The sequence below is a fragment of the Synechococcus sp. UW69 genome (genome assembly GCF_900474185.1).
GTDB lineage: Bacteria > Cyanobacteriota > Cyanobacteriia > PCC-6307 > Cyanobiaceae > Parasynechococcus.
In genome coordinates this window covers 315,809-341,306 of record NZ_UCNW01000009.1, presented here as the reverse complement: position 1 = coordinate 341,306, position 25,498 = coordinate 315,809, and the positions used below count along the sequence as shown (strand labels likewise).

Genomic DNA, 25,498 nt, shown 5'->3' with positions numbered 1-25,498 from the left:
CTTCATCCTTGAAAGTCGCCTTCTTCACCGAAACCTTCCTGCCGAAGGTCGATGGCATCGTCACCCGTCTCACCAAAACGGTGAAGCATCTGGTGGAAGCCGGCGATGAGGTGGTGGTCTTCTGCCCGGAAGGTTGTCCGGATGAGTACATGGGAGCGCGGCTGATCGGCGTTCCGGCGATGCCGCTTCCTCTCTATCCCGAACTCAAACTGGCGTTACCTCGCCCAGCAGTGTCGGAAGCGATAGATGACTTTCAACCCGATCTGATCCATGTGGTGAATCCAGCAGTGCTGGGCCTCGGTGGCATCTGGCTCGCCAAGAACAAAAACATTCCCCTCGTCGCCAGTTATCACACCCACCTGCCCAAATATCTGGAGTATTACGGCTTGGGGATGCTGGAGCCGCTCCTGTGGGAAATGCTCAAGGCCGCCCACAACCAAGCCCTGCTGAACCTATGCACCTCCACCGCCATGGTGAAGGAACTGAGTGACAAGGGCATTCAGCACACCGATCTCTGGCAACGGGGTGTGGACACGGAGCTGTTCCGTCCCGAACTGCGCAGTTCGGAACTGCGCCAACGGCTTCTGGGTGGCCATGACGATCGCGGTGCCCTGCTGCTCTATGTGGGCCGCTTGTCAGCGGAAAAGCAGATCGAACGGATCCGACCGGTGCTGGAAGCCCTTCCCGAGGCACGCCTCGCCCTGGTTGGGGATGGTCCCCACCGCCAGCAACTCGAAAAACACTTCGAAGGAACCGCCACCACCTTCGTCGGTTATCTCGCCGGGGAAGAACTGGCCGGGGCCTACGCCAGCGGCGATGCGTTTCTGTTCCCCTCCAGCACGGAGACATTGGGCCTGGTGCTGCTGGAAGCCATGGCCGCCGGTTGTCCCGTGGTCGGCGCCAACCGTGGCGGAATCCCCGACATCATTACCGACGGCGTCAACGGCTGCCTGTATGAGCCCGACGGAGCGGATGGCGGCGCGGCCAGTCTGATCGAAGCCACCCGTCGCCTGCTGGGCAACGATCTAGAACGCCAGGCCCTGCGCAATGCAGCCCGTGAAGAAGCGGAGCGCTGGGGCTGGGCTGGTGCCACCGAGCAACTGCGGACTTACTACCGCAGTGTGCTGTCAACAGCCCAACTCACCGCTGCCTAACGCTGACGGGTCCTCTCCCACTCAGCCAGCACCTTCTTGGCCATCGGCAGGGCGTGAACGGATCCACCGCCAGGGGTGTTCTGGGCAAAGGCCACCACCACAATCTTGCCGTCCGGATAGGGGGCAAAGCAGCCGAACCAGGCGTGATCAGGGCCTCCAGTGCTGTCCTCCGCCGTTCCAGTTTTGCCGGCCGCCGGAGGAATGCCAGGACCATTGAGGCCGGCACCGGTTCCGGCCTCCACCACTTTGCGCAACCCCTCACGGATCGTCTGCAACGTGGACGGATGAATCGCCACCTTGGAGCGATGCTCGGGGCTCATCCAGTTGATGTCACCGGCCGCAAGGTGCGGTGTCACGAGCCAGCCGCCGTTAGCGAACACGGCGTAAGCACGGGCCAGTTGCAGGGGTGTGATCTGCACCACTGACTGACCGATGGAGGCGCTGGCCATGTCCTCAGGGATCCAGGGGCTGGTGCCGGGATCAGTCCAGCCGCGGCCTCGAGCCGCCCAGTCTTCATCCCCAACCAGCCCGACGCTCTCTTCCCAACCGATCTCAATGCCGGTCTTCTGCTGAAAGCCGAGCTGATCAGCCGCTTGTTTCAGGGCCTTGGAGCCAACCCCAACCCCCACTTGATAGAAGAAGGTGTTGCTGGAAAAGCGCAGGGCATCGGCATACCCGATGTGGCCGAACCCAGCCCCGTTGTGATCCGGGAAGCAGTGGCCGCCGTAGGTGATGCAGGCCGTGGTGTGCAACTTGGTGTCGGGCGGGAATTTGCCGGACTCCATACCGGCCATCGCCGTCACCGGCTTCCAGGTGCTGCCGGGGTCATAGGGATTCATGGCCCTGGAGAGCAACGGTTTCTTCGGATTGGAGAAGAGGGCGTCGTACTCCTTCTGGGTGGTGATCAGCTTGGAGAAAAAGTTCGGATCAAAACTGGGACGACTAGCCAGGGCCAGCACCGCACCCGTCGCGGCCTCAAGCGCCACCACAGCGCCACCGGGCTTATCCGCCAGAGCCTGCTCCGCCACGCGCTGCAGATCCAGGTCGAGGGTGAGCACCAGATCCTCTCCCGCTTCGGAGGGTCGATCGCCCAGGTTGCGCTGCACCTCTCCCATGGCATTCACCTCCAACATCTGACCGCCCCACTTGCCACGCAGATGGCTCTCGTAGGCCGCTTCAACTCCAGTGCGACCAATGCGGTCACGGATCTTGTAGTCCTTCTCCGCCAAGATCTCGAATTCGTTTTCCGTGATCGGCTGGGTGTAACCGAGGGCGTGGGCCGCCAGGGTTCCATGGGGATAGGCCCGCAGGATGTCGACATCCACCTGGGCGCCCCGCAGTCCCAAGGCCTGTTCCCGGAACCGCAGCACCTGTTCCGGCTTGAGATCCAGGGCCAAGGTGGTGCGGTAACCATCCCGATCCAGACCCTTCTCACGGCGCTGATCCAGCAGATCAGGCTTCAAATTGAGCAACCGTGCCAGGCGATCACGCAGATCAGGCCAGTCGGCATCTCTGACTAGACGCGGCTCGAGGTACAGGGAATAGGTGAGCTTGCTTGTGGCCAGCACCCGCCCTTTGCGATCGAGCAAGCGACCGCGGATGGGCGAGCGGGGCACGAGACGGATCCGGTTTTCATCCGCCAATTCGCGGAAGCGCGACCCCTCCAGCAGCTGCATCCAGACCAAGCGACCGACCATGGCGCTGCAGAACAGCAACACCAGCGTCAGCAGAACGAGGGGTTGCTGACGCAGACCAGTCTGCCGCTGCTGTGCGGAACGGGTCATCCCTGCTGCGCTGGCAAGCGACGGCGCAACTCCTCAAGACGCTCTTCAATCCGCCGCAGGGTCGGCATCAAGTCGTCGGGGTCATCCTGGCGTTCATCGACCGTTTCCGGTTCATCGACGGAAACCGAGACAGGCATCACCGGGTTGCCCAGCCCGGGGCTCACAGCATCCAGCTGCTCTCGAACATCACGCGCCACGGGCTCACCCTCCTGGCGCAGCTCGGCGATGGGGTCCTCCGACCCCGCAGTGAACACCTCCACCACCCTGCCCGGGCCGCCCTGCCGGGCCCGTTCCAGCACGGCCAGCCCCACGGGAAGCACGTCCTGCATCAGCGACAGACGCAACTGGTCGAGCGGGTTTTCGGAGCTGGAATCAGCGGCCATGGGGCCAGATCAACGGACCCCAGTCTGTCCCGAAGGAAGGGCCAATGTCGGACAAGCGGAACGGTTCGCCGCCAGAGACCAGCCCAACACCCCACTCAGCACCATCAACATCACCAAAGGCACCAGTGCTTTCTGGGTGGTGTCCAGCAGGATCCACTCGCGCCAGGCGCGCCAGAAGCGGCTGCGCTCAAAGCGCCGATGCTCACGGGTCTGATCCCGCTGACGCCGCCGGATCGCCTTATCCACCCAGCGCTCGAAGGCCCGCTTCTTGGTGATCGTCATTTTGCGTTCCACCTCGAGCATCTGCCCGGAACCCAGCTCGGGATGGAAAGTGCTGATCAACTCCAGACTCTTGAGGAACATCTCAACGGCGCCATCGTGGACATCGGTGCCGTGATCATCCAGCTGACCCCAGTCGAGTTCGGGGTAAAAACGGCTGCGGTTGGTCGTGATTTGATCCTCGGTCAGCTGACCGGGTTCCCGCAGCCAGCGATCGGTGTTGCTGTCGAACCGCCGCCAATAGAGAAAGGGGTTCAGATAAATCGTGCGGCCACCCAGCTGAATGCTGTCCTGCTGCAAGCGGCGCTGCAACTGAACATCCTGCTGTTGTGTCGCCGTCATGTCCCAAAGGCCGGTGGCCCAAGGTATCGGCGATGCAGGGCCGTCGCCAGCCGTGGATCAACCTGCTTATGCAGAGGTTCGCGCCCCGGCATGGGGCAACACCTTGCCGCGGATCCGATAACCACGACGCCGCAGAAAACGGCAGAGGTCAGCCTGCTCCGAGGGCACGCTGATGTTGAAGGCGAAAAAGTTGCTGCGTCCGGCGAAATAACGCTTCAGGTCGAGATCATGGCGCTGCCAAGCCTCTTCCCAGTGCTGGCGCAAGTCCTCCAGCGTCAAGGAGGGATCGTCGAAGGCCCGACGCATCCGATCTAAGTAGGCACTGGCGTACTTGCCCTTGCGGTGATTCATGCGTGAGTCGACCCAGCGGCTCACATCACGCGTGTTGTAAATGAAGCAGGAGCCTGGGTACTGCAGGTCCAACAGGGGGAACAGGCGGTAGGCGTAGAACTCACCACAGAGCTCCATATCGGTGTATCCGCAGTAGCCATCCACGCCATCCAGCAGAGGCTTGGAAAAGGTGAAGTTGGCCTGAATCCGACGGGCCAGGCGCCCCTTGTCGTAGTGGATGGAGCTGTAGCCGTTCTTCCGCAAAAGCTTGTGGAACGACCGCGTGCCGCACTTGTTGTGACCAATCAAAAAAATGCGACCCGGCTTGGGCCGCAACCAATCCCACGCCATCACTCCCACTCAATCGTGCCGGGGGGCTTGCTGGTGATGTCGAGCACCACCCGATTGACCCCCTTCACCTCATTCACGATCCGATTGGAGATGGTCTCCATCAAGTCGTAAGGCAGGCGCGACCAATCAGCGGTCATGCCGTCTTCGCTCGACACACAGCGCAGAACGATGGGCCAGGCGTAAGTGCGTTTGTCGCCCATCACTCCGACAGACCGCACCGGCAGCAGTACTGCAAAGGCCTGCCAGATGTCGTGATACAGACCCGCTTCCTTAATTTCCTCGCGCACGATCAGATCCGCATCACGCAGACAGTTGAGCTTCTCGTCGGTGACTTCACCGAGGATGCGAATCGCCAGTCCAGGGCCAGGGAAAGGATGGCGGCGCACGATCTCTTCAGGCAGGCCGAGGCTGCGCCCCACCTTGCGCACTTCATCTTTGAAAAGTTTGCGCAAAGGCTCCACCAGCTTGAACCGAAGATCCTTGGGAAGACCGCCCACGTTGTGGTGGCTCTTGATCTTCACGGCCACCCGCTCGCCAGTCTTGGGATCGACGTTGGTGCCTGCGCTTTCGATCACATCGGGATACAGCGTTCCCTGGGCCAGGTAATCAAAGGGTCCGAGCCGCTTGCTCTCCTCTTCGAACACCCGGATGAACTCGGTGCCGATGATTTTGCGTTTCTCCTCCGGATCGGTGATGCCGTTGAGCTTGCTGATGAACCGCTGTCGGGCATTGATGTACTCCACATGGATATTGAACTTGCGGTCGAAAAAGTCCATCAGAAATTCCGGCTCGCCTTTGCGCATGAATCCCTGATCGATGAACATGCAGGTGAGCTGATCACCGATCGCCTTCTTGAGCAGAAAGGCGAGGGTTGATGAATCGACCCCACCGGAGAGCGCCAACAGCACGCGCTTATCGCCCACCTGCTCCCGCACCAGGCCAACGGCCTCATCGATGAAGGCCGCCGTGGTCCAATCCGGATCACAGCCGCAAACGTGATAAACAAAATTGCGGATCAGGGCCATGCCGCAGGTGGAATGCACCACCTCGGGGTGGAATTGCACCCCATAGAGATTGCGTTGCAAATGCGCCACCGCCGCTTCAGGGGTGTTGGCCGTGTGCGCCAAACGCACAAACCCCTCTGGAAGGGCTTTCACCGAGTCGCCATGACTCATCCACATCGTCGATCCGTTGTCGACATTGGTGAGCAGATCCGTCGGGTCATCCACCTCAAGGGGCGCCTTCCCGTATTCAGCCTTGCCCGTGGCGGCCTCCACAACGCCACCGAGCTGCTGCACCATCAGCTGCATCCCATAGCAAACCCCCATCACAGGAATGCCCAGATCCCAGATGCCGGGATCACAGAGCGGCGCGTGTTCCGCATAAACGGAACTGGGGCCACCGCTGAGGATGATCCCCTTCGGTTGCATCCGGCGCAGTTCCTCCGCCGAGGTGCTGTAGCCCAACACCACCGAGAACACCTCGGTCTCACGCACGCGCCGGGCAATCAACTCCGAATACTGGGAGCCGAAATCAAGGATGACGATGGCCGGCTGACGCTGACCGTCGGACGAGGGCTGGGACATCGATCCTGATAAGTACCGCTCTCAGACGAGCGTCAATCCCTCAGCGTAAAGAAGCGCTTCTCCCCCTCCGGTCCCCACCAGCGCAGGGTCCGGCTCCGGTCGAACAGAGCAGCACCGATCCGCATTGACCAGTCGCCGTAGCGAGCGACATAGGACTGACTGCGCCGCTCCACCATCGCGGCCAGATGCTGCCCGAGCGCTCTGGATTGATCAGCACCCAGAGCCTGGAAGGCCTCCTCAACGGAGGCGGCACCACGCAGTTGCAACAACTGGTCTACAGACAGGCCGATATCCAGCCCCAGCGACACCAACACTTCCAGACGACCATCCGCCAGATGGTGATGGGTGTGAAAGATGCCGCCAGCCAACTTGATCAACTTGCCGTGGTAACCGAGCAGCAGCAGATCGCGAACACCGGCTTCCGCCGCGGCCACCAGCACCGGTCCCAGCCAGTTCCCCACCTTGAGCAAGGGCCCCAGACCCCGCTGGCGGGCGAGGTCCAAGCCGTTCTCACCAATCACCAACACGATGCGTCCCTGAAAGGACGGATCCGAAGCGAGCGTCCCCAAATCAGCAAGCACCTGCTGCAGCTGATCCGGAGCCGCGCTGCGCTGCACCTCCGCTTGTGTGCCGATCAACGCCAAGCCATCCACCACCCCAAACGCGGCATTGCTGGTGCGTTGGGCCAGGGCACGACCCAGCGGAAGAATCGGCTGCACCATCAGGCCCCGACCGGGCGGCAACAGGGGCAGCAGATTCCGCTCCAACAGCTCACGGGCGAAGCCTGACAAACAAGCCTCTCCCGCAGGACCGACGCGGCCAACACCTTCTCCTGCCTGCAAATCAAGCAGCGGCTGAGATGCGCTGATCCAGGCCACCCGCACCCAGATCTCCAGATCCCGCGTCAGATCCAGACCAGGCCCAGGATCACAGCGGCTGATCCCCAAGGCTTGATCAGTCGCCAAGGGAGCCGCAGAGCAGACAGGCACCTGCAAAGACGGTTGATCTGGCCCCTGGCACAACTGCTGTTCAGGATCAAACGCCTCGCCAAGCAACACCTTCAGGGCTGCCTTGGCCGCCCCCGCCACCCACACCGGCAAGGTCAATCCTGGGCTGGAGGGGGCGATGGGACTGGACAAGCTGTTTTCTAGAGTCGCCGATTGGCATCCCCCGCGCCATGCAGGACAAGCTCACCCTGATGATTCCTGGCCCCACGCCGGTGCCGGAAACGGTGCTGAAGGCCATGGGTCGACACCCCATTGGCCACCGCAGCGGGGAATTCCAGGCCATCGTGCGGCGCACGACTGAACAGCTGAAGTGGCTGCATCAGACCACCAGCGATGTGCTGGTGATCACCGGCAGTGGAACAGCTGCCATGGAAGCGGGAATCATCAACACCCTCAGCCGCGGAGACAAGGTGCTCTGCGGCGACAACGGAAAATTCGGGGAACGCTGGGTCAAGGTGGCCCGCGCCTACGGACTGGACGTGGAGGTGATCAAAGCGGAATGGGGCCAGCCCCTCGACCCGGAGGCCTTCCGCTCGGCTTTGGAAGCCGACAGCGCCAAAGCGATCAAGGCCGTGATCCTCACCCACTCGGAAACCTCAACGGGGGTGATCAACGATCTGGAAAGCATTGCCCGTCACGTGAAGGCCCACGGCACGGCCCTGACCCTGGCGGACTGCGTCACCAGCCTCGGTGCCACCAACGTCCCCATGGACGACTGGGGGCTGGATGTGGTGGCCTCAGGCGCGCAGAAGGGTTACATGCTCCCGCCTGGCCTTAGTTTTGTGGCCATGAGCGCAAGGGCCTGGGAGGCCTACGAGCGCTCCGATTTGCCCAAGTTCTATCTGGACCTGGGCCCCTACCGGAAAACAGCGGCGAAAGACAGCAACCCCTTCACCCCCGCGGTGAATCTCTATTTCGGCCTGGAAGCAGCCCTGGAGATGATGCAGAAGGAGGGGCTGGAGGCAATCTTTGCCCGGCACGCCCGCCATCGCGCCGCCGCCCAAGCCGGCATGAAGGCAATGGGGCTGCCCCTCTTTGCTGCTGAGGGTTGCGGCAGCCCGGCCATCACCGCGGTGGCCCCCGAAGGCATCGACGCCGAACAGTTGCGCAAAGCCGTGAAGGAAAAATTCGACATTCTTTTGGCTGGTGGTCAAGACCACCTAAAAGGGAAGGTGTTCCGAATCGGGCATCTCGGCTATGTCTGCGACCGGGATGTACTGACCGCCGTCGCAGCGATTGAAGCCACCCTTCAATCTTTAGGGCTGCACAAAGGCAGCATGGGTGCAGGCGTCGCTGCAGCTTCCACTGCGCTTGGCTAGAACACAGGTGGCGAGAGCGATCTCGCCCCACTGCGGATGTAATTCAGTGGTAGAATGTCAGCTTCCCAAGCTGAACGTCGCCGGTTCGAATCCGGTCATCCGCTTCAACGAATTCCAAGTAAATCTCAAGAACGAGGCTTGATTAATTGAAGAACTTGTGGTCCAGCGCATCCAGCACGACGTTCGTGGCCCAAGGCTTGCAGGATGAAAGAACCCGCTTCATTCACTCGGCCATCTTCAGCGCACTTGCGTGCTTTGACGAACAAAGCTTGAGCCGCTGATTCGTGATTTTGACGTTGTTGAGTCGTCTCGGAATGTTTTGTTTTTGTGAGTGTCAGGGTCAACGTTCGAGTTCCCTTATCAACAAAATATTAGCTCTGATTGATATTCAGGCCATTCCATCGTCGATCAGCATCATTGCCGACTAACAGCCACTGGTACCGTTGGCCTCAGAGTCAAGTACCAGGTTCTTCAGCGTTGCCCCCAAGATCGGCAATCCGATCCCGTAGTTGACGACAGCGGACTTGATCGCCGCGCGCTTCAGCAAGAGCCAGAGCAAATTCCAGCTTCTCGAGTTGATGGCCGCCTTCAACGAAGCCTGACCGGGTCCAAATGGTCATGCCGTGCAAGGTGCGAGAAGAGCAAGCATTGGAGGCAGGGATGGTGATCGCCATAGTTGCCTTTCTTTTTATTTTGGCACCGGGTGCCACCCCTATGCGACATCGCGGGTCACATCTGAGCCGTCCTCATGACCCCAGGAGTCGTTCTGGAATGACTCCTCCGGCATGGAGCCTTCCGCCACGGGAGCGGTGCTGTCCAAAAGCTCACGCGTTTCACGCAACAGGGCTTCCACACCCTCAAGGGTGGAAATCTCTTCGTCAGGGACAGCATTCAGCTCCTTCTGCTGCTGGCGCAGCTGAAGCTCAAGCACTTCCTGACGCTGTTCCAATTTCACCAAACGCTGCGACAAGGCAGTGATGGTTTGAGCGAGATCTTCCGCTGTGCGGGTGATCCGAAAGGACACGGAGGAGGTCATCTTCGAAACCTGGCGGTTGCGCTGATAACAACACAGGAGCGCCGCTGTCTCAAGATCAAGCAGACATGACGCGATCGAGACCGATGCCACCATTGGCAACGCTGGCGCTGTATTTACTGGCTGGAACCGCCATCGGACTGCTGGCTCTACTCAGCGGCATTCCCGCTGCACCCCTGGCGGGAGCACTGCTGGGTGCTGGCATCGTCAGCATGAGCGGTCAACTGGAGACAGCCACCTGGCCAACGGGAACGCGCACGGTTCTTGAGATCGGCATCGGCACCGTGATCGGTACTGGCCTGACGCGGGCATCCCTGAGTCAACTGCAACTCCTGTGGAAACCAGCGGTTCTGATCACCCTGGCGCTGGTGATGACGGGAATCGTGGTGGGACTCTGGACCAGCCGCTTGCTTGGCATTGATCCAATCGTGGCCTTGCTCGGAGCAGCGCCGGGGGGCATCAGTGGCATGAGCCTTGTCGGTGCGGAATTCGGCGTCGGTGCCGCGGTGGCCGCCCTCCACGCTGTTCGGCTGATCACGGTGCTGCTGGTGTTGCCCTTAGTGGTGCGACTGATCGTGCCCTCGACAACAGGAGGCTGATCGATACCTTGAGGCAACTCACAACCGTTGTTATGGCTTCCCTCAGGTCATCGCTGGTTCTGTGCACCGCGGCCCTGATCGGTGCGTTCGGCAGCGTCAGCCCCGCCTTGCAAGCAGCAGAAGCAGCAGAAGCAACAGAAGAGAAGGGCGCCAAGATTTATTGCTTCATGCGTTCCAGCGGCAACGACCACAAGGTCAGCTGGAATGCCGCCTATGCCTTGATCAAGCGCCAGGGCAGCAGCGTATTCAAGACATCTCCAGAGCACGCCTCAGTAATGATTACGGAAGCCGTCGTCAAGGACCCCGGCAATTTCCCCGACTGTGGCCAGTTCCTTGGTGATCTGTTCGGCGGGAACACACAACCAGCCACCGCCGCCACCCTTGGAAACTCCTCATCTGTCACCGAAAGCACCATCGAGAGCACCCACGACACCACGCGCTACAGCTACTGATCCCTCAGTAGTTCTGGTTCTGACTCTGCTAGCTGGAGTGCTGCTTGCTGGATGCCAAACCAAACAACCATCGAAGCCTGTTAATGCCCCCACACCACTGGTGACCAGTTGCCTGGGGGACTTCCAGATGGATGACCTGAAACTGATGGTCGAACGCTGCGATGAGGCCATCATCCAGACGCCAGATCAAGCCGATTTGCATCGGGACCGCGCCCTTGTCTTGACCCTGCTTGGCGATCAAGCCAGAGCTTGCAATGACGTCGACGTGGCGCTGACGCTGCTAAACCGCTCCAGTCAGCCAGTCGATCCGATGTTGCTGCACGAACTCAAGGTGCGTCAGACCACTTGCAAACAGTCACGCACCATGGCTGGGAGTGATTGACGTTGCAGCGTCAACCGGCGAGGCCCCAACAACACCTCAATCCGTTCCGCCTTGCTGGCCAGCAACCCATCCACCAGCTGGTCCGCTGCGCCGAGCTGTAGCCAATGGCAGGTGAGGCCATCCCCCATGCCGAGACGATGACAGCGGTCTTCCGCTTGTTCGAGGTCCCCTGGCGTCCAGGGGCGTTCCAACAACACCACATGTCGGGCCCGGTGCAGGGTGAAGCCAAGGGCACCGGTGCCGAAGGTGGCCAGCAAACAATCGTTTTGACCCTGCTGAAACCGATCCACACTCACCTGGCGTTCGGCAGGCCGTTGGCGACCGGTCAACAACTCCCCCCCGATGGTTTGCTGCAACAGCTGCAACGGGGCCACAAAGCCACTGAACAGCACCACCGCCTCCCCTTGCCGACGCAATGACTCCACCAGGTGCTGGGCCGCCGGCAATTTGAATTCCGCTGCGATCTGGCGCATGGAGGTGAGCAAAGCCAGGGGCTCGGCATCCCGTCGAACCTCCCCGAGACGGGCCCGACGCCGGTAATCATCCAGCACCAGACCGACACGATGATCAAAGCCCGTGCGCTCACCTTCCGATAGATCCACAGGATGAAGGCGTCGCTGCTTGGGAGGGAGGTCCACGACCTGCTGCTTGCGGCGATGCAAGATCAGCGGGCGACTCAGACGCCGCAGCTCCTCCAATTGACTGGCACCGGACGCCTGCCAGCGTTTCCCGGATCGACTCTCCCTCCAGTGACCCTGGCAATAACGCTCCTCGAACCGTCGCTGATCCCGCGCAATCGGATGGTCCATAGCAGCGAGCAGGGGATACAACTGGGAAGGGCGACCGTTCTTCATCGGGGTTCCCGTGAGCATCCAGATCGCCCGCAGACGGGGATGACGCGCTAAGCGCAGCAAAGCAGCCGTGCGCTGCGCCTGAAGAGACTGGGCGTAATGCGCTTCATCCACCACCAAGAGCGTTCCCGCCGGCGGCAGGTTGTCGGGAAGCCGAGCCCAACTCACCAACTCAAGACCAACCCCAAGGGCCTCTGATTCCCTGCGCCAGTGGGGATGCAGCCCGACGGGAGCCACCACAAGCAAGCGCACCTCAGCACAGCGCATCAAGGCACGGGCCGCCAGAAGGGCTGTGAGAGTTTTTCCCAGACCCATTTCATCCGCCAGAACGGCACCGCGACGGGCCAGGAGCCAACGGGCTCCGGAGCGTTGATGGCGCAGGGGGCGACGACCATCCTGAAGGGCTTCGTCGAGATCCGCTGAAGCCACCAACGTCCGGTGCGGTGGCAGGGGTGGCAGGGGGTGCTGACACCAGTCGAGCCACTCCTGCAGTGCAGAGGTCATGGGAAAACGCCGTCCCAGGGCCTGTTGAAGCGCATCGGCAGACGCCAAGGGGAAGTCCCAGCCATGGCCTGGACCGTTCCATCGCCCCCGGGGCTGGATCCGACGCAACTGAGACTGGGTCACCGCATCGAACGGACTGATCACGCGGATCAGACCTGCTGGAGAGAGATCCAGATAACACGTCGATGTGGGTTTTGGCGGCACCAACAGGCCCCCACAAACAATCACTTTAGTGAACTCAGATCGGCGTGCAAGCCTTGAAATCAAGATTCACATCACAGGCGAAGAAACCTTCAAAAGTGCAGCGCTCGACACATTGACTGGCTTTTCGTTCACGGCAGAATCGTGACAACCGATGCATTCGGATGCATAACAGGGACGCGGTTTTTCTCGACGAACTCTGTCCCAAATTGCGCGTCCGAAGATGGCGACAGTCTCTTCACACTTTTACCGGTAAAAGTTGCATTTATTGCGGCAAACCTTCCGAATCAATTGATCACATTCATCCACGAGCCAAGGGTGGATTGAGTGTCACCGAAAACTGTGTACCTGCCTGCTTGTCCTGCAATGGTCGCAAGTCTGACGCAGATGTTTTCGACTGGTACCGGCGACAGCGCTTCTATGACCCACGCCGCGCCATGGCGATTCGCGCCTGGATGGATGGCGACCTCAGGCTGGCCCTGCGCCTGCTCCAATGGGCCCAACCGGATCAGCCTGTCAGCGAGCCTGACGACCTCCCCATCGCTGCCCAAGCCGCCTGAGGCTCACCAGACACGGCAGACATCAGAGGAGTGATGCCGCTCGCAGATGGACGCCTGAACACTCGGGTCTTCAGGGGCCAGAGCCACCGCACCGGCAAGAAGGGCTGCCGTCAGGATGGCCCGGAGGACGATGCCCCTGGAGCGCGAGCGATGCAAGGACGACGACGTCACAGCAGTACATTTGATCTAATACAGGTGTACTGATGCTGGCCGATCTTGTCAAGCAATCGCAACCACTGGCAGCTGACGCCAAGCTGCTGGTGCTTGGCGGTGGGTACAGCGGACGTTGTCTGGCCCGGCTCGCCCGCTCCATGGGGACGCAGGTGCTCTGCACCCGCCGCTCGCTCGAGTCCGAAGAGGCTGATTTGCTCTTCGACAGCAATGGTCAGGACCATCTCGACCCCGCTGCCTTGGAGGGCGTCACCCATCTGCTGTGCACCATCCCACCGGATCGCGAAGGAAACGATCCGGCGTTGTCCAAACTGCTTGCAACGCTGAGGAGCCTGCCACTGCGATGGGCGGGGTATCTCTCCACCACAGGGGTCTACGGCGATCGCCAGGGCGGCTGGGTGTCGGAGGAGGACGCCCCAGCTCCAGCGCTCGACCGCAGCATCCGACGCCTGAATTGCGAAGCCGCCTGGCAGCGCTCCGGTCTACCGATCCAGATTCTGCGGCTGCCGGGCATCTACGGCCCGGGCCGGTCGGTTCTCAACGGATTGCAGCAAGCACGCGCGCGCCTGATCGAAAAGCCCGGACAGGTGTTCTGCCGCATCCATGTGGAAGACATCGCGGGGGCTTGCTGGCATCTGATGCATCGCGCCGAGCAGGGACCTCTACCAACCCTGGGCCCTGGGACCGTGGTGAATGTGGTGGATGACCTCCCCGCCGCCACATCCGATCTCCTACGGCATGCCGCCTCACTGTTGGGCTGTGAGTTGCCACCGCTGGAGCAGTTCGATCAGATCGTGGACAGCATGAGCCCGATGGCGCAGTCATTCTGGAGCGAGAACCGCCGCGTCAGCAATCACAGGCTCTGCCAAGAACTCGGTTATCCGTTGTTGCATCCGAACTACCGCGTTGGGCTGCAGGATTGCCTGAACCAGGACAAACTCAATCCGTCTGACCTGCGTTCTCCCCCTCAATCAACCAACGGTTGAAATCGAAGCCCTTGCCCTGCTCGGGCATGGGAAACCCGACATCCTCAAGGAAACGGGACAGGTGAAGTTCGACCCAGCCATTGCGCAGGCCGGAGGCCAATCCCACCAACAGACACCCAAGCAGCAGCAAACGCAGCACAGCGATGGGCCCGCACGATTCGACAAACCCTAGGCATGAGCTGGTGATCGCTCTCGGCGATCCCGCTGGGATCGGCATGGAAGTGGTGCTCAAGGCCCTCGCGTCACCTGAGGTCCCCCAAGAGCTCCAACCACTACTGGTCGGTTGCAGACGCAGTCTGATCCGAACCCATGCGCGATTGATACAGCAATCGAGCCAACCCCTCGCCGACCCCGCAACGCTCAGGATCGACGACCAACCTTTGGTGGACATCGTCCATCCCGGACAACCCACCACCAGCGGAGCCGATGCTGGATTTCATTGGCTCACCCGTGCCGTTGAACTGCTTCTGGCTCGGGGGTCGCGCGCCCTGGTCACCGCCCCCATCGCCAAGCACCTCTGGCACGCGGCCGGCCATCGCTATCCCGGGCAAACCGAACGCTTGGCGGAGCTGGCGGGATGCCAACGCTCCTCGATGCTGTTCACTGCCGTCTCTCCAAACAGCGGCTGGCGCCTGAACACGTTGCTAGCCACCACCCACATCCCCCTCAGCCAGGTCCCTGAAGCGCTGACACCAGACCTTGTTCTCCACAAACTGAATGTGCTGTATGGCTTCTGTCGACGCTTCACGACCACACCACATCTGCGCATTGCCGGGCTGAATCCCCATGCCGGCGAAGCAGGTCAGCTGGGCCAGGAAGAAGCCGACTGGCTAACGCCACTGCTGGATCAATGGCGAGCCGAGCATCCTCAGGTGCACCTAGAGGGTCCCGTGCCTCCCGACACCTGCTGGATCAGTGCAGCTCACGCCTGGCAAATCCCGAACCAACCTGGACCTGACGGGATCCTGGCTCTGTATCACGACCAGGGACTCATTCCAGTGAAGCTGCTGGCTTTCGATGCAGCGGTGAACACCACCTTGGAACTGCCCTTCCTGCGCACCTCTCCCGACCATGGCACTGCCTTCGACATCGCAGCTGAAGGAGTCGCAAGCCCTGACAGCACAATTGCAGCGATCAGGGCCGCCTGGGATCTGAGCTGAACTCAGACCGGCTTGACCCGCATCAGAACCTGACCGAATTCAACAGGGGTGCCGTTGTCTACAAGGATCTCGACAACTTCACCGCCGACCTCCGACTCCAGCTCGTTCATCAGCTTCATCGCTTCAAGGATGCAAACGGCCTGACCGACGTTGATGCGAGTTCCCACTTCGACGAAGGGAGGCTCTCCTGGCGCGGGCGCTCGGTAGAAGGTGCCCACCATGGGGGCCGTCACCTCGAGCAGGTCACTCCGAGTTGCGGTGGACGCAGGCGGCGCGGACGCAGGCTCTGCTGAGGCAGCAACGGGCGCCGCTGCCGCGACGGGAGCGGGCATCACCGGTGCCATCACGGTTTGGGCTGGCAGGTTGCGACGAATTTCCAGACGGAAATCATCGCCCTCCAACCGGAATTCCTGGATGTCGCTCTCGCCGAGCGCCTCCAGCAGGCGGTGCAGTTGTTCGTGATCCAGCTGCATGGTCATCCGTTTTCGCGGCCGAGGTAACTGTCGTTGCGGGTGTCCACTTTGATCTTTTCTCCCACAGAAAGAAAGAGCGGAACCATCACTTGAGCACCCGTCTCAAGGATGGCGGGCTTGGTGCCACCTGTGGCGGTATCGCCTTTGACCCCAGGATCAGTTTCTTTGATCTCAAGGACAACGGAGTTGGGGAGTTCAACCTCGAGGGGGGTGTCGTTCCAGGACACCACGTTCACCTCCATGCCCTCCTTGAGATATTTGCGGCTTTCCCCGATCTGATTGGCACTAAGGCGGGTCTCCTCATAGGTGGCCATGTCCATGAAGACGTAGTCCTCACCTTCCATATAGGTGTGCTGAAGAGACGATTTCTCCAACATCGCCTGGGGAAGCATTTCCCCAGCGCGGAAGGTTTTCTCCACCACGTTGCCGGACTTCACCGCCTTGAGCTTGGTGCGTACAAAGGCAGATCCCTTGCCGGGCTTGACGTGCAAGAACTCGACCACGCGCCAGACGGCCCCATCGATCTCAATCGTGGTGCCGGTGCGGAAGTCGTTACTGGAGATCATTCCCACCGAACGGTTCATCGGACTATACGGCTGTGCCAAAGTCGCGTCAGCACTGGGGTTCCCCCTTGGTCCATCAGCGTTTGAACGCCGTCCTTGCTGCCCTAATCAGCTTCGCTCTGATCAGCATTACTGCCCCTGCCTGCTGGGCCTCATTGCCCCAGGGCAATGCCGTGAAAGACCCTGCCGCAATTCTCCGGGACGCGCTTCCGTTCGATCAGGACGACATTCGCGAACTGCAACATCGACTTGAACTCACCAGTGACGATCTGCGGGCCAAACGCTGGTCGGCCCTCGGCAAGACGGTGTCCCGCAGTGAAGCGCTGCTCAACACCCGTCGCGACACCATCCTGAGCGCGATCCCGGACGCCAAGCGCGGCAAAGCCGAAACACTTTTTCAGAGTGTGGATCAAGGTCTTATTGACCTCAAAGAGAAGGTCAAAGCCACCGATAAACCGGGCTTCATCGCCGATCGACGCCAAACGCTGCGCTTCATCGGTGATGTAGAGGCATTGCTCGTGCCCGACGGGTTTGAACGGGACATCCCCGCAGAATTCGATGCCCTGCCCCGGCTGCAAGGGAGGGCCACCCTCAGCGTGAGCACCACCCAAGGCGAGCTGACCACCGTGGTAGATGGCTTCAACGCCCCTCTCACAGCAGGTGCTTTCGTCGATCTCGCCCTCAAGGGCTTCTACGACGGACTGCCCTTCATCCGGGCCGAGGATTTCTACGTGCTCCAGAGTGGTGATCCGAAAGGGCCGGAGATCGGCTACGTCGATCCGAAGACAAAGCAGGAACGGCATGTGCCCCTGGAGATCCGGGTGCCCGGCGAAGACGACACGATCTACAACGAAACCTTTGAGGACGTGGGCCTGTTCAAGGCGACGCCGACCCTCCCGTTCGCAACCCTGGGCACCCTTGGCTGGGCCCATTCAGACCAGGCCCTCGACGACGGATCCTCGCAGTTCTTCATGTTTCTCTACGAGGCGGAGCTCACCCCTGCTGGTCTGAACCTCGTGGATGGCCGCAATGCAGCCTTCGGCTATGTGGTGGATGGATTCGATGTTCTCGAGGAATTGGGCACCGATGACACGATCACTTCCGTGAAGGTGATCGAGGGAGCGGAGCTGCTCAAAGCCCACGCATGAGCCCAACCCTGGCGGAGCTGAGTGAGGCGGAGCTGCTCAGGCGGCTGGCACGCTTCGCTCCGCCCGAGCAGCTCAGTGACGACACGGCGGCCGTGGCCCCCGACGCCAGGCCCCTGTTAATCAACACGGACGTTCTTGTGGACGGCATCCATTTCAGCGATGCGACCACGAGCGCAATGGACGTTGGTTGGCGCGCCGTTGCCGCCAATCTGTCCGACCTGGCAGCAAGTGGTGCCGTCGAAGTCGAGGGAATCACGGTGGCTCTTGTTGCCCCAGGTCGCACCCGCTGGGACTGGGTGGACGGGGTGTACGAGGGCATCAGTGCCGCATTGGGGCAGTACGGCGGCATCCTGCTGGGCGGTGACTGCTCTAGGGGGGAGCAAAGGCTGCTCTCGATCACAGCCCTCGGCCGTCTCGGACCACTGCGCCTCCATCGCAACGCCGCCCGCCCCGGTGATGTGCTCGTCAGCAGTGGTCCCCATGGGCTGAGCCGGCTGGGCCTCGCCCTGCTGCAAAACGACCCCAGCGTCCATGACATCGCTCTGAAAGCGACCTTGCAGGACACAGCGATCGCAAGACACCGGCGACCGGCACCTCGGCTGGACGACGTCCACCAGCTGCTGGCCTGCAAACCGGAGCATCTGCCCTGGCGGGCCGGGGGCACCGACAGCAGCGATGGACTTCTGTCAGCCGTCGCAGGACTCTGCAGCAGCAGCGGCTGTGGGGCAGTTCTGTGGAACGACCGGCTGCCGATGGCCGAAGGCTGGCCTGAGGGGCCTCAATGGACGGATTGGTGCCTCTCCGGAGGGGAGGATTTTGAGCTGGTGCTGAGCCTTCCCGAGGCCTGGGCCGACGTCTGGGAGCAATGCATCCCCAACAGCCGACGCTTCGGCCAGATCAATGAAGAAGCGGGCATCATCCGCTGGGCCCACAACCATGAGCGCGTGGACGCAGGCGGATTTGATCACTTCAGCCAGCCCTGAACCACCTTCCCTAAGCGGAGGCACCTGAACAAAAAAAATCCCCCCCTGGCGGGAGGGATGAAAAAAGCGATCAGCTAACGATCACTTCCAGTTCTTGGCGACCACCTCGGCGAGGTCAACAACACGCTGGCTGTAGCCCCACTCGTTGTCGTACCAGGCCAGGATCTTCACCGCCTTGTCACCCATCGCATAGGTGAGGTCGGCATCGAAGATGGTGGACTCGTTGGTGCCGGCGTAGTCGGTGGAGACCAGGGGCAGGTCGCTGTACTTGATGATCCCCTTCATACCGTTCTCAGAAGCCTCCTTCATCACGGCTTTTACTTGCTCAACGGAAGCTCCCTTCGATGTTCCAAAGGTGAGGTCAACAGCCGACACGTTCGGGGTGGGAACGCGCATGGCAAAACCAGTGAGCCTGCCCTTCACTTCGGGATAAACCAGGGCCACAGCCTTGGCAGCACCCGTTGTGGTGGGAACCATATTCAGGGCAGCAGCACGAGCACGGCGCAGGTCTCGGTGGCTGTTGTCGAGAATTCGCTGGTCACCGGTGTAGCTGTGAATGGTGGTCATCAGACCCCACTCCATGCCGAAGTTCTGATCGAGAACTTTCACGATCGGAGCCAGGCAGTTGGTGGTGCAGCTGGCGTTGCTGAGAATGTCCCAGTCTTCGTGGCGGTACTGGTCGTCGTTGACGCCCACCACGAAGGTGCCGACGCCGTCACCCTTGCCAGGAGCGGTGAGGATCACCTTTTTGGCACCAGCCTGGATGTGCATGCTGGCCTTCTCATCGGTGTTGAACACACCGGTGGACTCGATCACCAGGTCAACTCCCCACTCTTTCCAGGGGCAGTTGAGGGGATTGCGGTCAGCGAAGAACTTGATCTCCTTGCCGTTGACGAACATCGAGGTGTCCGTGGTCTTGATGTCCACGGAAGGGTCCAGACGCCCAAGGATGGAGTCGTAGGTCAGCAGGTGAGCGCTGGTGGCAGGGTCGGAGGTGGAGTTCATTCCCACGATTTCCAGGCCGGTGTCAGCGCCACGGCTGATCCAACCCCGCAGAACATTGCGACCGATCCGGCCGAATCCATTGATCGCAACGCGCAGGGTCATGGAAGAAGCGGCAAAGCCGCGCAGGGGTTTTGGCCGCAGATCATACAGAAATCGGCAGAAATACCTTGTTTTGCCTCGATTGAATCGGCTCGATCCGTCCCCCAGATCGGCAGACAAGCGGCGACAACTGGCCTATCTTTCCCCAGATCGAAGCCCTCAGTTGCCGCGCCTGCTCGACCGTCAGACACCAGTCCACTTCATCGGTGTCGGCGGAATTGGCATGTCGGCCTTGGCCCGGATCCTGGTCGACCGCGGTCATCCAGTCAGCGGCTCAGACCCGCGAGATAACGCAACAACACAACAACTGAAAACCCTCGGGGTGAAGGTTTTCAGCCAGCAGGACGAGGCCTGCATTGACGTCGTCACGGGTTCGACGATCGCTTGTTCCCCTGTGGTGGTGATCAGTACAGCCATCCCCGACAGCAATCCTGAGCTCCAACGTGCCCGTCAGATCGGCCTAGAGATCTGGCATCGCTCCGATCTTCTGGCGGCTCTGATCGAGCAGCAACCCTCGATCGCTGTGGCCGGAAGCCACGGCAAGACCACCACCAGCACATTGATCACCACCTTGCTGCTGGAAGCCGATCAAGACCCGACCGCTGTCATTGGTGGCATCGTTCCACGTCTGGGCAGCAATGGCCACGCCGGCCAGGGGAAGCTGCTTGTGGCTGAGGCGGATGAATCCGACGGATCCTTGGTGAAGTTCAGCCCAAGCCTGGGCGTGATCACCAACTTGGAGCTGGATCACACCGATCACTACACCAGTCTCGACGACCTGATTTCAACCCTGCAACGCTTCGCGAAAGGTTGCGATCGCGTGCTGGCCAATCACGACTGTCCGATCCTGCAAGAACACTTCCAGCCGACCGCCTGGTGGTCCAATCAAAGCGCTGAATCCGTTGACTTCGCCGCCCTGCCTCTGAGCCTTGAGGGAGATCGCTGCGTGGCGCGTTTCTACGAATCGGGCCGCCCCATCGGCGACTTCACCCTGCCGATGGCCGGACTGCACAACCTGAGCAATGCAACAGGCGCCCTGGCTACCTGCCGCATGGAGGGACTCCCCTTCGATCAGTTGGTGAAGGGACTCGCTGGCCTGAAAGCACCGGGCCGCCGATTTGATCTTCGGGGCACCTGGAAGGGGCGTCACATCGTTGACGACTACGCCCACCACCCCAGTGAAGTGAAGGCAACCCTGGAGATGGCTCGCCTGATGGTGAGCAGTGGTCGCAGTCCGCTTCCCACAGCACCTCAGCGCGTGCTGGCGGTGTTCCAGCCCCATCGCTACAGCCGCACCCAGCAGTTCCTCGATGGGTTTGCCCAGGCACTGCAGAACTGTGATCTGCTCCTGCTGGCCCCCGTCTACTCGGCAGGGGAGCAACCCCTGCAAGGCATTTGCAGCAACGCCCTGGCGGAACGGATCCGCAACATGAAGCCCGAACTACAAATCGCCGTCGCGGACAACCTCGATGAACTCACCGACCTGGTCATGCATCACAGCCGCGAACAGGATCTCGTCCTGGCGATGGGTGCTGGCGATGTGAATGGACTGTGGTTAAGGCTGACGTCATGAGCCAGTGCGATGCCCGCCTTCCCCAGGCCGGAGTCAGCCTTGCGGAGTTCACCACCTGGCGGGTGGGAGGAGCCGCCGAATGGCTTGCGGAACCCGTCAGCCTTGACGAAACCCAGGCCTGGATCCAATGGGCCACGCAACAGGGCATTCCCTGCCGCATCATCGGTGCTGGGTCGAATCTGCTGATTCACGATGACGGCCTGCCAGGGCTCTCGCTCTGTCTTCGCAAACTTCAGGGGCTGCAACTCGATGAAACCGATGGGACCGTTGAGGTGCTCGCCGGTGAACCGATCCCATCGCTGGCGCGACGGGCTGCTCGCGCTGGACTGCACGGCCTCGAATGGTCGGTTGGCATCCCAGGCACCGCAGGCGGTGCTGCTGTCATGAATGCAGGAGCCCAGGGGGGCTGTACCGCGGAGTGGTTGGAATCGGTGCGGGTCATGCCCCTGGATGGGGGCGACTGCTTTGAGCTTCGGAGCGATCAATTGGACTTCGCCTACCGCCACAGCCGTCTCCAGGACAACGACCTTGTTGTGTTGTCAGCACGGTTCCGCCTTGAACCAGGTCACGATCCGAACGAACTGAAACGCGTTACCAGCGCGAACCTCAGCCATCGCACCACCACGCAGCCCTATCAACAGCCCAGCTGCGGCAGCGTTTTCCGCAATCCCGAACCTCTCAAGGCCGGACGGCTGATCGAAGAGCAGGGGCTGAAGGGAACACGCATCGGCGGCGCAGAAATCTCAACCATGCACGCCAATTTCATCGTCAATACCGGCCACGCCCAGGCGGATGACATCGCCAGGCTGATCCAGCTGGTGCAGGACCGTGTCGAAGCCGAGCATGGAATCCGTCTTCACCCCGAAGTGAAACGCCTGGGATTCGCTTCCGCGACTTAACCTTCCGACTCCCACAGGATCGCCATGGCAGGGTTCGGACTCCCAAATTTCGGTCAACTCACCGAAGCCTTCAAGAAGGCCCAGGAGATTCAGCAGAACGCTCAGGCTCTGCAGGACGAACTGGACGGGATGGAGATCGAAGGCCAGAGCAACGATGGGCGCGCCAGTGTCTGGCTATCGGGCAACCAACAACCACTGCGAGTTCGGCTGGACCCGGCCCTGCTGCAGGAGGGTCAACAAGCGAGCGAAGCGGCGACCCTGGAAGCCCTGCAAGCGGCCTATGAGCAATCCACCGCCACGATGAAGGGCCGGATGGAGGAACTCACCGGTGGCCTAAACCTCAACCTCCCCGGGATGGGCGGCTGAGGCTGCTCTGCTCAATCAACGCAGCCTTGTAGAGGGGATAGCGCTCCCAATCGCTGGAGACGCCGCAGCCGGGCTCGCCGCGATGCAAGCAATCGCGAAACCTGCAGGGCCAGGGATCCAGTTGCTGCCGGAGCTCCGGAAAAAGGATCGCCAGTTCCTGCGGATCATCCGGCAGATCAGGACGGTTGAAGCCGGGGGTATCGGCCACCCTCGCGCTTGGCCCCAGAGGAAACAGCTCCACGTGGCGGGTGGTGTGGCGACCGCGCTGCAAGCGTCCAGACACCGCAGCCGTACGAAGTTGAAGATCAGGACGCAGATGGTTGAGCAGGCTGCTTTTGCCCACCCCAGAGGGCCCACAGAGCACCGACAGCTCTGCGCCAGCCAAGCGTTGCCGTAGGGCATCCATGCCCATTCCGGAGGTACTGCAGAGCGCCAGAGGGTCATACCCCCACCCCTTCAAACGAGTCACGAGCCGCTCGAGAGCTGCGGCTGAAATGAGGTCTGTCTTGGTGAGCAGAAGGATCACGTCCAGCCCCGTGCGTTCCGCCGTCAACAGGAAGCGACTAGCCTGATCAGGGTCAAAACTGGGCTGCTCCACAGCCAACACCACAGCCACCAACGAGACATTGGCCACTGGTGGCCGTGACAGAAAGCTATGGCGTGGCTCCACGTCGGCCACAACAGCGCGGGCCTGGCCTGGGTCAATCGCCTCGACGAAAACCCGATCACCGACATAGACCGCGTCCCCCCGATGGGTCAATCGGGTGCGACGCGTGCAGAGCAGTCGCCCTGGGCATCCGGCAGGGGCGACGTCCAGCTCGACTTCAAGGTAATTGGCCTGAAGCGCCACCACCATCCCCGAAGCCACGGAGCTGCTGGTGTCAGCCACCACAGATCACCTCGATGGTGACTGCATCTGGCGTTTGCTCAACGCACTGGACACGATGACCGGCATCCCTTAATCCCGGCAGGACCATGGCCTCCGGCTCGCCTCTGTCGAGACAGACCTCAAGACAGTCACCGGAGCTCATCTGCTCGAGGGTGAGCTTGCAGCGAATGAAATTCACCGGACAGGGCGTTCCCCGCAAATCCAGGGAACGCCTGCTCATCCCTTCTGACCAAACAAGCGAGCGAACAATCCACTGTTGTGGTGGTGGTGCTGCTTGCCACGAGCGGAATGGTGACCCGCCAGCTGTTCCAGAAGATCCCGCTCCGTATCGCTGAGCCGCTTCGGCAGATCGACGGTGACCGTCACGCGCTGGTCACCCCGCGCCACCGGATTGCCAAGTTTGGGAATGCCGTGATTCGGCAGGGTGAGCACGGTGCCGGGCTGCGTGCCGGCAGGGATGTTCAGCTCCTTGGTTCCATCCACGGTTTCCACCTCGATCGTGTCGCCGAGAATCGCCTGGAGGTAGCTGACCTTCACCTCCGAAAAGACGTTCAAGCCATCCCGCTGGAGGCGTGGATGATTGCGGACGGTCAGAAAGACGTAAAGGTCACCGGAAGGGCCTCCCCGGGGTCCCGCATTGCCTTCGCCCGAGACCCGAAGCCGTGTTCCGGTGTCCACCCCGGCAGGAATGTTGATCCGCAGCTTCTTGCGCACCTGGTTGACACCCTGGCCACCACAGGATCCGCAGGGATCCGCAATCACCTGTCCCGTCCCACCACAGGTGGGACATTCGGCGACCTGGGTAAAGCTGCCGAAGGGGGTCCGAGTGGCACGGCGCACCTGCCCGACACCACCGCAAGTTCCGCAGGTGGTGGGTCCACTACCCGCCTTGGCACCGCTGCCGCCGCAGGTGTCGCAAGTCTCCAGATGCGGGATCTTGATCTCCTGCTCTTGGCCGAAAACCGCCTGCTCGAAATCGATCGTTAGGTCGTAGCGAAGATCATCGCCCTGCTGGGGACCCTGACGCCGCGGCCGACCACCACCGGCTCCGCCGGGTCCACCGAATCCCTGGAAAAACGTCTCGAACAGATCAGCGAACCCGCCCATGTCGCCCATGTCCGGGGCGCCAGCCGCACCACCAAGACCGGCTTCACCGAACTGGTCGTAACGGGCACGGGTCTGCGGATCACTCAGCACTTCGTAGGCACGACCAATTTCCTTGAAACGGTCCTCAGCACCGGGATCTTTATTGATGTCGGGGTGGTACTGACGCGCCATGCGGCGATAAGCCTGCTTGAGGCTGTCAGGATCCACATCCCGACTGACGCCGAGCAGGTCATAGAAGTTGGCCATCAGGCCTCCTCCGCCGTCTGATCCGGTGCGGCCTCAACCGGCGCTGCATCGGACGGTCCGGGACCCATCGACACCTTCACCATCGCGTGGCGCAGCACACGTCCATCGCGGTGGTAACCACGCTGGAGCTCTTCACACACCACATCCTCAGCGAACTCGCTGCTTTCTTCTCGCAACACGGCCTCATGCAGATTCGGGTCGAACTCCTGGCCGACCACCTCCATCCGTGCCACGCCCTGCTGCTTCAGCACATCCACCAGTTGCTTGTACAGACCCTGGTAACTGCGGTGCAGAGCCTGAGCTTCCTCACCTTCAGGATTGAGCTGCTGACGGGCCCGCTCAAAGTTGTCGACGACCGGAAGAATTTCCGTGAGGGTCGAACAGACCAGCTGCTGACGCATGTCGTCCTGATCGCGGCTCTGTCGCTTGCGGAAGTTGTCGAAGTCCGCCGCAATGCGCACATATTGGCCATTGAGCGTCTCGTGCTCCTGCTTCAGCGTGGTCAACTCCTGCTCGAGTTGCTGCATCCGATCCGCCGGATCAACAGCTGCGGGTGCCTGATCGGAGGTTGCCTCTGACGCATCCGGAGTGGAATCCGGGGTGGCTGGAACAGCACCAGACTCAACGGTCTGATCCTGCTCTGGGGTGGAGGCGTCGCCGCTCATGCTGACCGCTCAGGGATTGCTGTCTAGACATGTTGAAGGGCAACGCTT

General features: G+C 61.2%; 32 protein-coding genes and 1 tRNA gene. 15 read left to right on the top strand and 18 right to left on the bottom strand.

All coding sequences use genetic code 11. The features are described 5' to 3' along the window. The first annotated feature begins 8 nt into the window (after nt 1-8). Nucleotides 9-1,154 carry a glycosyltransferase family 1 protein gene (locus DXY29_RS09360; protein ID WP_115024752.1) on the top strand — a complete coding sequence of 382 codons (1,146 nt, stop codon included), beginning with the start codon at nt 9-11 and terminating at the stop codon, nt 1,152-1,154. Here the strand turns inward: DXY29_RS09360 and mrdA are convergent. The 6 genes from mrdA to cbiD all read right to left on the bottom strand — a co-directional run bounded on the left by mrdA (nt 1,151) and on the right by cbiD (nt 7,348). Then, nucleotides 1,151-2,938: a penicillin-binding protein 2 gene (gene mrdA, locus DXY29_RS09355; RefSeq protein ID WP_115024751.1), complete on the bottom strand. Its 1,788-nt coding sequence runs from the start codon at nt 2,936-2,938 to the stop codon at nt 1,151-1,153. The genes DXY29_RS09360 and mrdA overlap by 4 nt on opposite strands. Continuing rightward, nucleotides 2,935-3,321, bottom strand: coding sequence for a hypothetical protein (locus DXY29_RS09350; protein WP_115024750.1), 387 nt, complete (start codon nt 3,319-3,321; stop codon nt 2,935-2,937). Before DXY29_RS09350 ends, mrdA begins: the two co-directional genes overlap by 4 nt. A gap of 9 nt (nt 3,322-3,330) precedes the next feature. Then, nucleotides 3,331-3,942, bottom strand: coding sequence for a hypothetical protein (locus tag DXY29_RS09345; RefSeq protein WP_115024749.1), 612 nt, complete (start codon nt 3,940-3,942; stop codon nt 3,331-3,333). Nucleotides 3,943-4,008: 66 nt separating this feature from the next. Next, complete coding sequence (locus DXY29_RS09340; RefSeq protein ID WP_115024748.1) at nt 4,009-4,623, bottom strand: sulfotransferase; 615 nt, start codon at nt 4,621-4,623, stop codon at nt 4,009-4,011. Further along, the gene (gene guaA, locus DXY29_RS09335; RefSeq protein WP_115024747.1) at nt 4,623-6,209 is read right to left on the bottom strand and encodes a glutamine-hydrolyzing GMP synthase; all 1,587 of its coding nucleotides are present in this window, start codon (nt 6,207-6,209) and stop codon (nt 4,623-4,625) included. The genes DXY29_RS09340 and guaA overlap by 1 nt, the downstream gene beginning before the upstream one ends. 32 nt (nt 6,210-6,241) lie before the next feature. After that, nucleotides 6,242-7,348, bottom strand: a complete 1,107-nt coding sequence (cbiD, locus tag DXY29_RS09330; protein ID WP_115024746.1) for a cobalt-precorrin-5B (C(1))-methyltransferase CbiD — start codon at nt 7,346-7,348, stop codon at nt 6,242-6,244. 38 nt (nt 7,349-7,386) lie between these two features. Between cbiD and DXY29_RS09325 the strand changes: the two genes are divergently transcribed. Then, nucleotides 7,387-8,535: an alanine--glyoxylate aminotransferase family protein gene (locus DXY29_RS09325; RefSeq protein WP_115024745.1), complete on the top strand. Its 1,149-nt coding sequence runs from the start codon at nt 7,387-7,389 to the stop codon at nt 8,533-8,535. A 32-nt stretch (nt 8,536-8,567) separates the two neighbouring features. Then, nucleotides 8,568-8,639, top strand: a tRNA-Gly gene (locus tag DXY29_RS09320). A 21-nt stretch (nt 8,640-8,660) separates the two neighbouring features. Here the strand turns inward: DXY29_RS09320 and DXY29_RS09315 are convergent. From DXY29_RS09315 to DXY29_RS09305, 3 genes are all read right to left on the bottom strand, one after another. Beyond that, on the bottom strand, nt 8,661-8,879 hold the full coding sequence (locus DXY29_RS09315; RefSeq protein ID WP_115024744.1) for a hypothetical protein: 219 nt from the start codon (nt 8,877-8,879) through the stop codon (nt 8,661-8,663). 111 nt (nt 8,880-8,990) lie between these two features. Continuing rightward, on the bottom strand, nt 8,991-9,209 hold the full coding sequence (locus tag DXY29_RS13540; protein WP_115024743.1) for a hypothetical protein: 219 nt from the start codon (nt 9,207-9,209) through the stop codon (nt 8,991-8,993). Between the two features lie 38 nt (nt 9,210-9,247). Continuing rightward, a complete protein-coding gene (locus tag DXY29_RS09305) occupies nt 9,248-9,571 on the bottom strand; it encodes a chemotaxis protein (RefSeq protein WP_115024742.1) in 324 nt (107 codons plus the stop codon). Between the two features lie 83 nt (nt 9,572-9,654). Here DXY29_RS09305 and DXY29_RS09300 point away from each other — a divergent pair, with 83 nt between their 5' ends. The 3 genes from DXY29_RS09300 to DXY29_RS09290 all read left to right on the top strand — a co-directional run bounded on the left by DXY29_RS09300 (nt 9,655) and on the right by DXY29_RS09290 (nt 11,001). Continuing rightward, nucleotides 9,655-10,167: an AbrB family transcriptional regulator gene (locus DXY29_RS09300; protein WP_115024741.1), complete on the top strand. Its 513-nt coding sequence runs from the start codon at nt 9,655-9,657 to the stop codon at nt 10,165-10,167. A 32-nt stretch (nt 10,168-10,199) separates the two neighbouring features. Further along, the gene (locus DXY29_RS09295; protein WP_115024740.1) at nt 10,200-10,619 is read left to right on the top strand and encodes a DUF6554 family protein; all 420 of its coding nucleotides are present in this window, start codon (nt 10,200-10,202) and stop codon (nt 10,617-10,619) included. A gap of 100 nt (nt 10,620-10,719) precedes the next feature. Beyond that, a complete protein-coding gene (locus DXY29_RS09290) occupies nt 10,720-11,001 on the top strand; it encodes a hypothetical protein (protein ID WP_244279364.1) in 282 nt (93 codons plus the stop codon). Here the strand turns inward: DXY29_RS09290 and DXY29_RS09285 are convergent. Further along, complete coding sequence (locus tag DXY29_RS09285; protein ID WP_115025030.1) at nt 10,956-12,560, bottom strand: DEAD/DEAH box helicase; 1,605 nt, start codon at nt 12,558-12,560, stop codon at nt 10,956-10,958. The two genes, DXY29_RS09290 and DXY29_RS09285, sit on opposite strands and share 46 nt — an antisense overlap. Before the next feature lie 161 nt (nt 12,561-12,721). Here DXY29_RS09285 and DXY29_RS09280 point away from each other — a divergent pair, with 161 nt between their 5' ends. From DXY29_RS09280 to DXY29_RS09270, 3 genes are read left to right on the top strand one after another with little or no spacing between them, the layout of a single operon-like run. Further along, entirely contained in the window at nt 12,722-13,117 is a 396-nt protein-coding gene (locus tag DXY29_RS09280; RefSeq protein WP_115024739.1) for an HNH endonuclease, read from the top strand. A 33-nt stretch (nt 13,118-13,150) separates the two neighbouring features. Continuing rightward, nucleotides 13,151-13,321: a hypothetical protein gene (locus DXY29_RS13535; protein WP_170952177.1), complete on the top strand. Its 171-nt coding sequence runs from the start codon at nt 13,151-13,153 to the stop codon at nt 13,319-13,321. Beyond that, on the top strand, nt 13,321-14,274 hold the full coding sequence (locus tag DXY29_RS09270; protein ID WP_115024737.1) for an SDR family oxidoreductase: 954 nt from the start codon (nt 13,321-13,323) through the stop codon (nt 14,272-14,274). Before DXY29_RS13535 ends, DXY29_RS09270 begins: the two co-directional genes overlap by 1 nt. Here the strand turns inward: DXY29_RS09270 and DXY29_RS09265 are convergent. Next, nucleotides 14,228-14,413 carry a hypothetical protein gene (locus tag DXY29_RS09265; protein ID WP_115024736.1) on the bottom strand — a complete coding sequence of 62 codons (186 nt, stop codon included), beginning with the start codon at nt 14,411-14,413 and terminating at the stop codon, nt 14,228-14,230. The two genes, DXY29_RS09270 and DXY29_RS09265, sit on opposite strands and share 47 nt — an antisense overlap. A 4-nt stretch (nt 14,414-14,417) precedes the next feature. Here DXY29_RS09265 and pdxA point away from each other — a divergent pair, with 4 nt between their 5' ends. Further along, nucleotides 14,418-15,434: a 4-hydroxythreonine-4-phosphate dehydrogenase PdxA gene (gene pdxA / locus DXY29_RS09260; protein WP_115024735.1), complete on the top strand. Its 1,017-nt coding sequence runs from the start codon at nt 14,418-14,420 to the stop codon at nt 15,432-15,434. Between the two features lie 2 nt (nt 15,435-15,436). On the opposite strand, the gene accB is transcribed toward pdxA, so the two are convergent. Beyond that, nucleotides 15,437-15,913 carry an acetyl-CoA carboxylase biotin carboxyl carrier protein gene (gene accB / locus DXY29_RS09255; RefSeq protein WP_115024734.1) on the bottom strand — a complete coding sequence of 159 codons (477 nt, stop codon included), beginning with the start codon at nt 15,911-15,913 and terminating at the stop codon, nt 15,437-15,439. Next, nucleotides 15,910-16,473 (bottom strand): elongation factor P, encoded by a 564-nt coding sequence (gene efp, locus DXY29_RS09250; protein WP_115024733.1) that lies wholly within the window; start codon nt 16,471-16,473, stop codon nt 15,910-15,912. Before efp ends, accB begins: the two co-directional genes overlap by 4 nt. A 32-nt stretch (nt 16,474-16,505) precedes the next feature. Between efp and DXY29_RS09245 the strand changes: the two genes are divergently transcribed. Together DXY29_RS09245 and thiL are read left to right on the top strand one after the other, a co-directional pair. Then, nucleotides 16,506-17,618: a peptidylprolyl isomerase gene (locus tag DXY29_RS09245; RefSeq protein WP_244279363.1), complete on the top strand. Its 1,113-nt coding sequence runs from the start codon at nt 16,506-16,508 to the stop codon at nt 17,616-17,618. Further along, nucleotides 17,615-18,601: a thiamine-phosphate kinase gene (gene thiL, locus DXY29_RS09240; RefSeq protein ID WP_115024732.1), complete on the top strand. Its 987-nt coding sequence runs from the start codon at nt 17,615-17,617 to the stop codon at nt 18,599-18,601. Before DXY29_RS09245 ends, thiL begins: the two co-directional genes overlap by 4 nt. An 81-nt stretch (nt 18,602-18,682) precedes the next feature. Here the strand turns inward: thiL and gap are convergent, their stop codons facing one another. Then, complete coding sequence (gap, locus tag DXY29_RS09235; RefSeq protein WP_115024731.1) at nt 18,683-19,708, bottom strand: type I glyceraldehyde-3-phosphate dehydrogenase; 1,026 nt, start codon at nt 19,706-19,708, stop codon at nt 18,683-18,685. 160 nt (nt 19,709-19,868) lie between these two features. Here gap and murC point away from each other — a divergent pair, with 160 nt between their 5' ends. Genes murC through DXY29_RS09220 form a run of 3 tightly spaced genes read left to right on the top strand, consistent with a single transcriptional unit; the run spans nt 19,869 to nt 22,543 of the window. Then, on the top strand, nt 19,869-21,278 hold the full coding sequence (gene murC, locus DXY29_RS09230; protein ID WP_115025028.1) for a UDP-N-acetylmuramate--L-alanine ligase: 1,410 nt from the start codon (nt 19,869-19,871) through the stop codon (nt 21,276-21,278). Then, nucleotides 21,275-22,177, top strand: a complete 903-nt coding sequence (gene murB, locus DXY29_RS09225; protein ID WP_115024730.1) for a UDP-N-acetylmuramate dehydrogenase — start codon at nt 21,275-21,277, stop codon at nt 22,175-22,177. The genes murC and murB overlap by 4 nt, the downstream gene beginning before the upstream one ends. Before the next feature lie 24 nt (nt 22,178-22,201). Next, nucleotides 22,202-22,543, top strand: a complete 342-nt coding sequence (locus DXY29_RS09220) for a YbaB/EbfC family nucleoid-associated protein (protein ID WP_115024729.1) — start codon at nt 22,202-22,204, stop codon at nt 22,541-22,543. On the opposite strand, the gene rsgA is transcribed toward DXY29_RS09220, so the two are convergent. Genes rsgA through grpE form a run of 4 tightly spaced genes read right to left on the bottom strand, consistent with a single transcriptional unit; the run spans nt 22,518 to nt 25,450 of the window. Beyond that, entirely contained in the window at nt 22,518-23,432 is a 915-nt protein-coding gene (gene rsgA / locus DXY29_RS09215; RefSeq protein WP_115025027.1) for a ribosome small subunit-dependent GTPase A, read from the bottom strand. The two genes, DXY29_RS09220 and rsgA, sit on opposite strands and share 26 nt — an antisense overlap. After that, on the bottom strand, nt 23,425-23,652 hold the full coding sequence (locus tag DXY29_RS09210; RefSeq protein ID WP_115024728.1) for a sulfurtransferase TusA family protein: 228 nt from the start codon (nt 23,650-23,652) through the stop codon (nt 23,425-23,427). The genes rsgA and DXY29_RS09210 overlap by 8 nt, the downstream gene beginning before the upstream one ends. Next, nucleotides 23,649-24,785 carry a molecular chaperone DnaJ gene (gene dnaJ, locus DXY29_RS09205; RefSeq protein WP_115024727.1) on the bottom strand — a complete coding sequence of 379 codons (1,137 nt, stop codon included), beginning with the start codon at nt 24,783-24,785 and terminating at the stop codon, nt 23,649-23,651. The genes DXY29_RS09210 and dnaJ overlap by 4 nt, the downstream gene beginning before the upstream one ends. Then, nucleotides 24,785-25,450, bottom strand: coding sequence for a nucleotide exchange factor GrpE (gene grpE, locus DXY29_RS09200; RefSeq protein ID WP_115024726.1), 666 nt, complete (start codon nt 25,448-25,450; stop codon nt 24,785-24,787). Before grpE ends, dnaJ begins: the two co-directional genes overlap by 1 nt. Nucleotides 25,451-25,498 lie beyond the last annotated feature (48 nt).

Excerpts from the sequence above, each read along its gene's own strand:
- gap (WP_115024731.1), bottom strand. The coding sequence starts at position 19,708 with ATGACCCTGCGCGTTGCGATCAATGGATTCGGCCGGATCGGTCGCAAT.
- DXY29_RS09350 (WP_115024750.1), bottom strand. The coding sequence starts at position 3,321 with ATGGCCGCTGATTCCAGCTCCGAAAACCCGCTCGACCAGTTGCGTCTG.
- dnaJ (WP_115024727.1), bottom strand. The coding sequence starts at position 24,785 with ATGGCCAACTTCTATGACCTGCTCGGCGTCAGTCGGGATGTGGATCCT.
- DXY29_RS09295 (WP_115024740.1), top strand. The coding sequence starts at position 10,200 with ATGGCTTCCCTCAGGTCATCGCTGGTTCTGTGCACCGCGGCCCTGATC.
- DXY29_RS09325 (WP_115024745.1), top strand. The coding sequence starts at position 7,387 with ATGCAGGACAAGCTCACCCTGATGATTCCTGGCCCCACGCCGGTGCCG.
- DXY29_RS09210 (WP_115024728.1), bottom strand. The coding sequence starts at position 23,652 with ATGAGCAGGCGTTCCCTGGATTTGCGGGGAACGCCCTGTCCGGTGAAT.
- thiL (WP_115024732.1), top strand. The coding sequence starts at position 17,615 with ATGAGCCCAACCCTGGCGGAGCTGAGTGAGGCGGAGCTGCTCAGGCGG.
- efp (WP_115024733.1), bottom strand. The coding sequence starts at position 16,473 with ATGATCTCCAGTAACGACTTCCGCACCGGCACCACGATTGAGATCGAT.
- DXY29_RS09220 (WP_115024729.1), top strand. The coding sequence starts at position 22,202 with ATGGCAGGGTTCGGACTCCCAAATTTCGGTCAACTCACCGAAGCCTTC.
- DXY29_RS09345 (WP_115024749.1), bottom strand. The coding sequence starts at position 3,942 with ATGACGGCGACACAACAGCAGGATGTTCAGTTGCAGCGCCGCTTGCAG.
- DXY29_RS09305 (WP_115024742.1), bottom strand. The coding sequence starts at position 9,571 with ATGACCTCCTCCGTGTCCTTTCGGATCACCCGCACAGCGGAAGATCTC.
- DXY29_RS13540 (WP_115024743.1), bottom strand. The coding sequence starts at position 9,209 with ATGGCGATCACCATCCCTGCCTCCAATGCTTGCTCTTCTCGCACCTTG.
- DXY29_RS09270 (WP_115024737.1), top strand. The coding sequence starts at position 13,321 with ATGCTGGCCGATCTTGTCAAGCAATCGCAACCACTGGCAGCTGACGCC.
- DXY29_RS09300 (WP_115024741.1), top strand. The coding sequence starts at position 9,655 with ATGCCACCATTGGCAACGCTGGCGCTGTATTTACTGGCTGGAACCGCC.
- grpE (WP_115024726.1), bottom strand. The coding sequence starts at position 25,450 with ATGAGCGGCGACGCCTCCACCCCAGAGCAGGATCAGACCGTTGAGTCT.
- DXY29_RS13535 (WP_170952177.1), top strand. The coding sequence starts at position 13,151 with ATGCCGCTCGCAGATGGACGCCTGAACACTCGGGTCTTCAGGGGCCAG.
- murB (WP_115024730.1), top strand. The coding sequence starts at position 21,275 with ATGAGCCAGTGCGATGCCCGCCTTCCCCAGGCCGGAGTCAGCCTTGCG.
- mrdA (WP_115024751.1), bottom strand. The coding sequence starts at position 2,938 with ATGACCCGTTCCGCACAGCAGCGGCAGACTGGTCTGCGTCAGCAACCC.
- accB (WP_115024734.1), bottom strand. The coding sequence starts at position 15,913 with ATGACCATGCAGCTGGATCACGAACAACTGCACCGCCTGCTGGAGGCG.
- pdxA (WP_115024735.1), top strand. The coding sequence starts at position 14,418 with ATGGGCCCGCACGATTCGACAAACCCTAGGCATGAGCTGGTGATCGCT.
- DXY29_RS09280 (WP_115024739.1), top strand. The coding sequence starts at position 12,722 with ATGCATAACAGGGACGCGGTTTTTCTCGACGAACTCTGTCCCAAATTG.
- DXY29_RS09340 (WP_115024748.1), bottom strand. The coding sequence starts at position 4,623 with ATGGCGTGGGATTGGTTGCGGCCCAAGCCGGGTCGCATTTTTTTGATT.
- guaA (WP_115024747.1), bottom strand. The coding sequence starts at position 6,209 with ATGTCCCAGCCCTCGTCCGACGGTCAGCGTCAGCCGGCCATCGTCATC.